Raw genomic sequence first — 8,683 nt, forward strand, 5'->3', positions numbered from 1 at the left:
ATGGAAGACTGGTTCCATGAGCACCGCACACGGCGCCCGTGCACGGGCCAGGATCGAAGTCACCGCGGCGATCAAGGAGGCGGCCCGCAGACAGCTCGCGGCGGAAGGCGCCGCCAAACTCTCGCTGCGAGCCGTGGCCCGTGAACTCGGCATGGCGTCCTCTGCCCTGTACCGGTACTTCCCCAGCCGCGACGAGCTGCTGACCGCTCTCATCATCGACGCCTACGACTCCCTCGGCGAGGCCGCCGAAACGGCCCATGCCGAGGCCGCCCACACCCCGCCGGCCCGGCGCTGGACCGTGGTGTGCGAGAGCGCGCGTACCTGGGCGCTCGGGCACCCGCACGAGTACGCGCTGATCTACGGTTCGCCGGTTCCCGGCTACAAGGCACCCGACACCACCGTGCCGGCCGCCTCCCGCCTGGCCTTCCTCGCCCTCGACATCCTGCGGGACGCACACCGCCGCTCCGCTCTGGCGCTGCCGCCCCTGTCGGCCGACCTGCGGCCGGAGGCCGAGCGGATGGCCGCCGACCTCGCGCCCGACCTCCCCCCGGAGGTGGTGGTGGCGATGGTGGCGGCCTGGGCCGAGCTGTTCGGGCTGGTCGGGTTCGAACTGTTCGGACAGTTCCACCGGGTCGTGGAGGACCGCGAGAGGTTCTTCCGGCACGCGGTGGACCGCCTCGCCCGTTCGGTCGGCCTGCCGGCGTCGTCGTAGCCCCGGCCCTCCCGCCGTTCCGCCGCCCACGCCGACGCGTACTTCCGGGGGAGTACGCGTGATCACCTCGCCGGGGTGACGCCGCCACCGGCATCCGGCGTCTAGCGTGACGGACATGGACGAGCAGCGCGGGCACGGCGGCGGGCCGCCGGGCGGGCGGAGGCCCGGTCCTCCCGGCTGGTGGCGGTACGGCCCGTCCGGGAGGGGCCGCTGGGCCGACGGGGCCGACGGAGACGACGGGGACGACGCCGGGAACCGGCGTTCACGGTGGCCCTGGCCCTCCACCCTGCTGCTCACCGCCTTCGTGCTGATCGGCTCCGCCTTCGCGGAGCACTCCCAGGAGGGCGAGCGCGTCGCCCTCGATCCCTTCGCGCGCCTGTTGCTGTTCGCGGCCGGAGCGGTGCTGCTGTGGCGGCAGCGGCATCCGGTGCCGGTGGTGTTCGCCACCGTGGCCGTCGTGCTGCTCTATCTGGGCGCCGGCTACCCGTACGGGCCGGTGTTCCTGACCGTCGTCGTAGCCTGCTTCAGCGCCGTCGTCACCGGTCATCGCCGGGCGGCATGGGCGGCGATGGGAACACTCTGGGCAGGTCACCTGCTGCTCGCCCATGTGCTCCACCGGTGGCTGCCGCCGGCCGGCGACGCGGCTGCCTCCTGGAGCGAGGAGATCGTGGTCGCCACCTGGGTGGTGGCCGTCGTGGCGGTGGCGGAACTGGCCAGGGTCCGCCGCGAGCAGTGGGCACGGGAGCGCGCCGAGCGCGCCCGGGCGGTACGGCGGCGCGCGGACGAGGAACGGCTCCGGATCGCCCGCGAACTGCACGACGTGCTCGCGCACAGCATCTCCGTCATCAACGTGCAGGCGGGTGTCGGACTCGCGCTCCTCGACAGCGACCCCGAGCAGGCGCGCACCGTGCTCGCCACCATCAAGGACCAGAGCAAGGAGGCACTGGGGGAGGTGCGCCAAGTGCTCGACACGCTGCGCGCCCCCGGTGACGCGCCGCGCGCGCCGGCCCCCGGCCTGGACCGCCTGCCCGAGCTGGTGGAGCAGGCGGCGGGCGCGGGCCTCGACGTCACCGTCGAGGGGAAGCCGCCGAAGCTTCCGCCCGGCGCGGACCTGGCCGCCTTCCGGATCCTCCAGGAGGCCCTCACCAACGTGGTACGGCACTCCGGGTCGCGGCACGCGCGCGTACGCATCGACCAGGACGGGGGGAGGCTGCGGCTGCGCATCGACGACGACGGGCCCGCCACCGGTGCCGACGCGGGCGGCAGCGGCAACGGGCTCGCCGGGATGCGGGAGCGGGCCGCTGCCCTCGACGGCACCATCGAGGCGGGCCCGCGTCCCGACGGCGGCTTCCGGGTGCTCGCCGTGCTGCCGCTCGACGCCGAGGAGGACCGGTGATCCGTGTAGTGCTCGCCGACGACCAGGCACTGGTCCGGGCAGGCTTCCGGGCTCTGCTGGACGCGCAGCAGGACATCGAGGTGACGGGAGAGGCGCCCGACGGCGCCGAAGCGGTGCGGTTGATCCGGGAACTGCGGCCCGACGTCGTCCTGATGGACATCCGCATGCCCGTGCTCGACGGACTCGCCGCCACCCGCCGGGTCACCGGTGACGCCGGTCTGGCGGACGTGAAGGTGGTCATGCTCACCACCTTCGAGCTGGACGAGTACGTCTTCGAGGCGATCCGGTCGGGTGCCTCGGGCTTTCTGGTGAAGGACACCGAACCGGACGAACTCCTGCGCGCGGTGAGGGCGGTGGTTTCCGGTGACGCACTGCTCTCACCGGGGGTGACCCGGCGCCTGATCGCCGAGTTCGCGGCCCGGTCCAAGGAACCGGCCGCCGCCGGCACGCTGTCCGGCCTCACCGAGCGGGAACGGGAGGTGATGGCGCTGGTCGGCATCGGCCTGACCAACGAGGAGATCGCCCGCCGTCTGGTCGTCAGCCCGCTCACCGCCAAGACCCACGTCAGCCGCACCATGGTCAAACTCGGCGCCCGCGACCGGGCGCAACTGGTTGTCCTCGCCTACGAGTCGGGTCTGGTGCGGCCGGGCTGGCTCGGCTGACCCGCCGGCCGGAACCGCCTCAGCACACTGACCACCCGAACCAGGAAGAGGACCGGCGCAAGCGCCGTCCCCGCGCCGAGCAGCAGTTCCTCGACGGCACCCGGGAGAGTGAAGAGCAGTGCCGGACCCGCCGCGGCACCGAAGACGACCGCAGCCGCGAACGCCGCGCTGCACAGCGCGTAACCGATCTCGACGGTGATGGCATCCCGCTCGGCCTGAGTCCGCCGCACCCGCAACCCCCCGCCCGAGTCACCCGCTTGACCTTTTGGAGTCAAACAGCCCGGGGCCGGAAGGGCAAGGAGCCCGAAGCGCGTATGTGGTCGGACGGTGTGCCTGCTACGGTGCGGCCATGGCGGCGAAGCAGGCCGAACAGGCGCTCGTGCAACAGTGGCGGGACATATTGGCCCTGCATGCCCGCACACAGTGCGAACTCGACCGTGCACTGCACGAACACGGCCTGTGCGGCAGCGACTTCGAAGTCCTGGACATCCTCGCGGGTGCGGTGCGCGGCTGTTCCTACCGCGTCCAGGAGATCGCCGAGCGTGTCCACCTGACCCAGAGCGCGCTGTCCCGGCTGATCGCCCGTCTGGAGCGGGAAGGGCTCGCCGAACGGGGCACGTGCGCGGAGGACCGACGGGGCGTTCGGGTCTCGCTGACGGCCAAGGGGCGCGCGCTGCACGGCGAAGTGCTTCCCGTTCAGCGCGCGGTGCTCACCCGGATGCTCACACACCCCTGAGCCGGGTTCCTCGGGGCGGGAACCTAGATCACGGCGGACGCGTCCCGCCAGAGCGTGGCGAGAGCCGGATCGCCCGATGTCGTCGGCACCGGCAGTCGGTTCCACAACGCGAGATACAACTGCTCCGCCGGACCCGCCAGTTCGCATTCGGCGTCCCCGTCCGCGTCCCGCGTGGTCACGGGCGGCTCCGGGGACAGGCGTACGGTCCACACCGCGTCGGTATCGGTGGCCCGCACCCGCAGGACGCGCGGCACCTCGGTACGGACCCGGCTCCTGCGGAGTGCGTGGAAGCCGCGCAGCAGCTCGTCGATGCCGTCCACCGCGAAGTCCGTCGCGACCGGGGCCGGAGCGCCGCCGCGCGCCGATTCCGCGTCGAAGCGGTGCACCGCCGTCTCGTGCGCCTGGCGGCGGGACCAGAAGGCAAGGGCCGAGGGCGATCCGGGCAGAAAGGTGAAGCACTCCACGTCGGGGGCCGCGCCCGACAGAGTGCCGACGAGCCCGCGGTGCCCTTCGCGGTACCAGGCCAGGAGCTCGGGGCCGTCCAGCTCGGGAGGCTCGCCCATGGGACGGGGAGGGACATGCCCGTCGGCGACGAAGGCGGCGGCCCACCGGTGCACCACCCCGGTGTGCCGGACCAGGTCGCGCACCCGCCACTCGGGGCAGGTCGGCACCTCGGCGTCCGGACCGGCCTTCTCGGCGGCTTCGGCCAGCAGCCGGCCCTCTTCGTCCAGGATCTCCACGAACCGGGAAACGTCCATGAGGAGGAGTCTGCCGTACCGGACCGGGGCCGGTGGAGTGTATGTGTGTCGGCAAGCTGCCCCTAGGTCAGGCCGGGGCCGCCTTGCGGGTCGCGAACCCGATCACCGTGGCCACCGCCGCGAGCACCGCCACGCTGGTCAGGGCGGCCGGAAGGCTGAACCGGTCCGCCATGAACCCGATCGCCGGCGGACCGAGGAGCATGCCGCCGTACCCCAGGGTGGACGCCGTGGCAACACCACTCGGGTCGGCGAGCGCGCCCGCGCGTTCGATGGCCACCGGGAAGAGGTCGTCGAGGCCGGTACCGCCGTCGCCCACGGGTCGCCGCATGAGGGTGTAGCGAGAGCTGGTACTCCGTAGGCCCGTGGATTCCGCCCGTGAGGGCCGCGAAAGGGCTCGCCCCGACCGTTCCGTCGCCGGTCGTCACGCGGACGGTGAAGAAGAGCGGCTGCTCCGGGTCCCGGCCCGGCATGGCGCTCACCGCGTCGCACGCGAGGGAAGCATGCCGCCGAGCCGTCCGCCGGACGGTGACGTCGGCGATCTCGATCCCGTGGACCTCGCCCCAGGTCCAGAATTCTGTCTGCTCGCGGCCCAGTGGCTCGACGCCGTCCTTGGCGAGCTGTAGCCCCGAGGTGTCCCCTTCCGGTTCGGCCCCGCATGCACGGATTCCTCGGTGATCCAGAACAGGCCGACCAGGGGCATGTGGGCTTCCGGCGGCATCGTGCGGCGTCGGGAGGCGGCAGCCGGTCCGCCCCTCCGGCGGTGACGATTCCCCCCACGTCCTTCCGCCTCCCAGGCGCGGAGCGCTGTCAAAGGGTTCCGTTTCCGGGGCCGACCCGGTCCGTGCGGCAGCGGACGAGCCGTCGATACCGCCGTAGGGGTGGCTTCGTAACCCGTGTGAACGCCTCGAATGGTGAGAGTCGGATATCTGACTGACGGTAGATCACGTCGGGGCTCGGTCAAACGTGCTGATGCAGAGTCAGCAGCCGGGGTCACCGACGGAAGGACAACTCGGATGCGCTCTGCCCGCATGCTGCTCGCCACCGCGACGGCCACCGCGGCCCTCGTGGTCTCGGCGCCCACAGCCTTCGCCGTCACGGCGGGCGACTGGGATCACGACAATTCTTCCTACAGCAAGAAGCACGACGAGGACAGCAGCCACGACAAGCCGCGCGGCGGAATCCACACGGGTGGCGGCGCCCTGACCACCGGGGGCGAGGACGACTGGAGCGGCAAGCACGACAAGGACGAGTCGAAGGACAAGGACGAGTCGAAGGACGAGTACAAGGACAAGGACGAGGACAAGGGCAAGCCCAGCGGCGGTGTGCACACCGGCGGTGGCGCCCTGACCACCGGGGGCGAGGACGACTGGAGCGGCAAGCACGACAAGGACGAGTCGAAGGACAAGGACGAGTCGAAGGACGAGTACAAGGACGAGGACAAGGACGAGTACAAGGACGAGTACAAGGACGAGGACGAGGACGAGGACGAGTACAAGGGCAAGCCCAGCGGCGGTGTGCACACCGGCGGTGGCGCCCTGGCCGCTGTCAATGAGGACGGCTGGAGCGGCAAGTACGACAAGGACGAGTACAAGAAGGACGAGTACAAGGACAAGGACGAGGACAAGGGCAAGGACGAGTACAAGGATGAGTACAAGGATGAGTACAAGGGCGAGGACAAGGACGAGTACAGCGGCAAGAAGGACTGGGAGCACGAGAAGCCGAGCGGCGGTGTGCACACGGGCGGGGGCGGGCTTTCCGACCCGAGTGTCTCCGGCGCTGGCCTGGCCGCGCTGACCGTTCTCGGCGCCGGCGCCTACGCCCTGCGACGCAAGAAGGCGTCCGGAAGCGTGGCCTGATCCATGCCTGGCGTCATAGCAGCCGGGGCCGCCATGACACAGGGCGCGTGTCATGGCGGCCCTGCTCTCCCTTTCGCCTTCCGTGTGTTCGCTGCCGTGTCCGAATGAGGTGGTCCCCCGATGGCAGCCCGCCCCCTTTCCTCCGTTCCTACAGATCCGGCCCCGGCGCGGCGGAGGCTGCGCGCCGTCATGACGGCGATCTTCTGGGGCACGGCAACCCTGGTGCTGGCGGTGAGTCTGCTCGGGGGCAGGGGAGATCCCCCTGCCGACGCCCGCGGCCCGCACGCTCCTCACGCGACGTCCGCCACCGCCACCGCCACTGCCTTCGCCTCCAGTCCCGTGGCCAGTCCCACGGCCAGCGGTTCCGCCAAGGCCCGGCCGGCCGGCAAGCATCTGCCACGGTCCGCCCCGACCCGGTTGCGTATCCCCGACATCGACGTCGACGCGCCCTTCACCGATCTCGCCGTCGCCGCTTCGGGTGAGCTCGAGGCACCGCCCCCGGACGACACCAACCTGGTCGGCTGGTTCGCCGACGGCGCGTCCCCGGGGGAGCGCGGAGCATCGATCATCGCCGGACATGTGGACACGAAGATCTCGGCCGCGGTGTTCGCCCGCCTCTCCGAACTCGAGAAGGGCGACCGCTTCGAGGTGAAGCGGGCCGACGGGCGTAAGGCGGAGTTCGTGGTCGACCACGCGGAGTCGTTCGCCAAGAACGACTTCCCCGACGAGCGTGTCTACGCAGACACGGACGACGCCCAGGTCCGGCTGATCACCTGCGCCGGGGACTACGACCGCAAGGCCAAGGACTACACCGAGAACCTGGTGGTCTTCGCCCACCTGGTCTGACCCGTACGGAACGATCGGGCCGCCCCGGATGGATCGCTGCCCGGAAGGGGGAGGAGGACACCCTTCCGGGCAGCGCGTTCGTCAGGCCGAGGAGCAGACGGCCCCGTTGAGGGCGAACGCCGACGGACTGGGGTTGCCGTCCGTCGTGGTGGCGGTGAAGCCGAGGGTGACGGAGCCCGCCGCAGGGATCGACGCGGTGTAGGAGGCCGAGGCGACACTGACCCCGGAACCGGTCTGAACAGGGGTGCCGCCCCACATGTTGGTGATGCGCTGGGCACCGGGGAAGGTCCAGTTCAGGGTCCAGCCGTCGACCCTTGAACTGCCGGTGTTGCGGATGACGATCTCGCCCTGGAAGCCGCCGGGCCATTGGTTCGTCACCCGGTAGGCGACCGCGCAGGAGCCCTGGCTCCCGCCGGGGGACGTGGTGACCGTCACCGTGCCGGAGCGCGGCGAGCGGTTGCCGGCCGCGTCCCGGGCGTACACGGCGAACGTGTGGGAGGTCTCGGGGGAGAGGCCGGTGAGGGTGGCGGAGGTGCTTGCGGTCGTGGTGGCGACCGTCTCCTCGCCGCCGCTGATCCGGACGACGTCGTAGCCCGTCACTCCGGTCTCGTCGGTGGCCGCCGCCCAGGAGAGCGTGGCCGACGACGAGGTCACCGAGGAGACGGTCGGCGTGCCGGGGGCGGTCGGGGCCGTGGTGTCGCCGCCTGAACCGGACGAGTAGATCTCGGCCTCCTCGGAGGTCGCGGCGATGCCGTTGGCACCGTTGAAGAGGCGCTGCCCCCAACTGGTCAGCCGGTCCGGGTCGAAGTTCGTGACCATGTCCAGGTACTCGACCCCACCGCCGTTGCCGCTCCAGGACCAGCCGAGGTAGCCGAGGCCGAGTTGCCGGGTGACGGCCAGGATGGCGTCCTCGTCGGGATTCCCGTCGGAGTGGTCGTGGCCGAACTCGCCGACCACGATCGGGAGGCGCGCGGAGACGAAGCGGCCCAGGTAGTCGCTGACCTCGGCGGCGGTGTCGAAGACGCCGTACATGTGGATGGAGAACACCGTGTTGGCGTCCGGGTCGGCGGCGAACACCGAGGCGGCGTTGTCACGCATGGTGAACGCCCAGTCCTGGCCCCAGTTGGGGGCGTCGACCATCAGCGTGTGGTCGAATCCCGCGTTGCGCAGCTTCTGGATGGCGGCCTTGGTGTCGGCCGTCCAGTTCGCGTAATTGGTGTTGCCGTAGGGCTCGTTGCCGATGTTGACGATGACATGGTCCTCCTGGCCGGTCAGCGCGCTCCGCACGCCGATCCAGTAGTCGGCGGCGCGGGAGAGGGTGACCGCTCCGCTCTGCTCGCCGTAACCGGTGGTGTCGTGCACCTCCAGGACACAGATCAGCCGGTTCTGCTTGCACTGCGCGACGACGTTCGCCACATCGGCGGCGTTGTTGGCGGTCCACCGGTCGCCACTGGAGAGGACCACACGCACGGTGTTGGCGCCCTTGGCCTTGATGTGGGCGAGGGAACTGATCCGGTCCGCGTACCAGGTGTGGGCGTGGTTGACCCCGCGCATCACGAAGTCGTTCCCGGAGGCCTCCAGCAGCCGGCCGTTCTCGACGTGGAAGCCGGTGGGTGCCGCGTGCGCCGGGGTGCCGAGGGCGAGCAGGGGGAGCAGGAGGCCCAGGAGGGCGGCGACCAGGCCGGCTGCGCGGGGGAGTGCGGTGGTGGGGGTGGAG

Annotated in this window: 10 protein-coding genes and 1 pseudogene; 7 read left to right on the forward strand and 4 right to left on the reverse strand. The window is 71.2% G+C overall.

Annotation, left to right across the window (positions count from 1 at the left end; all coding sequences use genetic code 11):
* Positions 1-16: 16 nt before the first annotated feature.
* The 3 genes from AOK11_RS27425 to AOK11_RS27435 all read left to right on the forward strand — a co-directional run bounded on the left by AOK11_RS27425 (position 17) and on the right by AOK11_RS27435 (position 2,770).
* A complete protein-coding gene (locus AOK11_RS27425; RefSeq protein WP_055596400.1) occupies positions 17-712 on the forward strand; it encodes a TetR/AcrR family transcriptional regulator in 696 nt (231 codons plus the stop codon).
* Positions 713-827: 115 nt separating this feature from the next.
* A complete protein-coding gene (locus AOK11_RS27430; protein WP_055596401.1) occupies positions 828-2,108 on the forward strand; it encodes a sensor histidine kinase in 1,281 nt (426 codons plus the stop codon).
* A complete protein-coding gene (locus tag AOK11_RS27435) occupies positions 2,105-2,770 on the forward strand; it encodes a response regulator transcription factor (protein WP_055596402.1) in 666 nt (221 codons plus the stop codon). The genes AOK11_RS27430 and AOK11_RS27435 overlap by 4 nt, the downstream gene beginning before the upstream one ends.
* Here the strand turns inward: AOK11_RS27435 and AOK11_RS27440 are convergent.
* The gene (locus tag AOK11_RS27440) at positions 2,731-3,000 is read right to left on the reverse strand and encodes a DUF6332 family protein (RefSeq protein ID WP_240497508.1); all 270 of its coding nucleotides are present in this window, start codon (positions 2,998-3,000) and stop codon (positions 2,731-2,733) included. The two genes, AOK11_RS27435 and AOK11_RS27440, sit on opposite strands and share 40 nt — an antisense overlap.
* 119 nt (positions 3,001-3,119) lie before the next feature.
* Here AOK11_RS27440 and AOK11_RS27445 point away from each other — a divergent pair, with 119 nt between their 5' ends.
* The gene (locus AOK11_RS27445; protein ID WP_055596413.1) at positions 3,120-3,506 is read left to right on the forward strand and encodes a MarR family winged helix-turn-helix transcriptional regulator; all 387 of its coding nucleotides are present in this window, start codon (positions 3,120-3,122) and stop codon (positions 3,504-3,506) included.
* 23 nt (positions 3,507-3,529) lie between these two features.
* On the opposite strand, the gene AOK11_RS27450 is transcribed toward AOK11_RS27445, so the two are convergent.
* Together AOK11_RS27450 and AOK11_RS27455 are read right to left on the reverse strand one after the other, a co-directional pair.
* A complete protein-coding gene (locus AOK11_RS27450; protein ID WP_055596404.1) occupies positions 3,530-4,264 on the reverse strand; it encodes a maleylpyruvate isomerase family mycothiol-dependent enzyme in 735 nt (244 codons plus the stop codon).
* Between the two features lie 67 nt (positions 4,265-4,331).
* Positions 4,332-4,568: pseudogene (locus AOK11_RS27455) on the reverse strand (MFS transporter); the annotation flags it as partial.
* Between the two features lie 196 nt (positions 4,569-4,764).
* Here AOK11_RS27455 and AOK11_RS46265 point away from each other — a divergent pair.
* The 3 genes from AOK11_RS46265 (at position 4,765) to AOK11_RS27465 (ending at position 6,966) form a co-directional block, all read left to right on the forward strand.
* Positions 4,765-4,887, forward strand: coding sequence for a hypothetical protein (locus AOK11_RS46265; protein WP_276204846.1), 123 nt, complete (start codon positions 4,765-4,767; stop codon positions 4,885-4,887).
* Between the two features lie 390 nt (positions 4,888-5,277).
* Positions 5,278-6,120, forward strand: coding sequence for a hypothetical protein (locus AOK11_RS44090; protein WP_063793530.1), 843 nt, complete (start codon positions 5,278-5,280; stop codon positions 6,118-6,120).
* 120 nt (positions 6,121-6,240) lie between these two features.
* Positions 6,241-6,966 (forward strand): class F sortase, encoded by a 726-nt coding sequence (locus AOK11_RS27465; RefSeq protein ID WP_167353839.1) that lies wholly within the window; start codon positions 6,241-6,243, stop codon positions 6,964-6,966.
* An 81-nt stretch (positions 6,967-7,047) separates the two neighbouring features.
* Here AOK11_RS27465 and AOK11_RS27470 read toward each other — a convergent pair whose 3' ends face one another.
* Positions 7,048-8,646, reverse strand: a complete 1,599-nt coding sequence (locus AOK11_RS27470; protein WP_063793531.1) for a cellulase family glycosylhydrolase — start codon at positions 8,644-8,646, stop codon at positions 7,048-7,050.
* Positions 8,647-8,683 lie beyond the last annotated feature (37 nt).

This window comes from Streptomyces hirsutus (genome assembly GCF_001418415.1).
Classification (GTDB): Bacteria; Actinomycetota; Actinomycetes; order Streptomycetales; family Streptomycetaceae; genus Streptomyces; species Streptomyces hirsutus.

Coding starts and splice junctions, on each gene's coding strand:
- AOK11_RS27465 (WP_167353839.1), top strand. CDS start 6,241: ATGGCAGCCCGCCCCCTTTCCTCCGTTCCTACAGATCCGGCCCCGGCG.
- AOK11_RS27450 (WP_055596404.1), bottom strand. CDS start 4,264: ATGGACGTTTCCCGGTTCGTGGAGATCCTGGACGAAGAGGGCCGGCTG.
- AOK11_RS27445 (WP_055596413.1), top strand. CDS start 3,120: ATGGCGGCGAAGCAGGCCGAACAGGCGCTCGTGCAACAGTGGCGGGAC.
- AOK11_RS46265 (WP_276204846.1), top strand. CDS start 4,765: ATGCCGCCGAGCCGTCCGCCGGACGGTGACGTCGGCGATCTCGATCCC.
- AOK11_RS27430 (WP_055596401.1), top strand. CDS start 828: ATGGACGAGCAGCGCGGGCACGGCGGCGGGCCGCCGGGCGGGCGGAGG.
- AOK11_RS44090 (WP_063793530.1), top strand. CDS start 5,278: ATGCGCTCTGCCCGCATGCTGCTCGCCACCGCGACGGCCACCGCGGCC.
- AOK11_RS27425 (WP_055596400.1), top strand. CDS start 17: ATGAGCACCGCACACGGCGCCCGTGCACGGGCCAGGATCGAAGTCACC.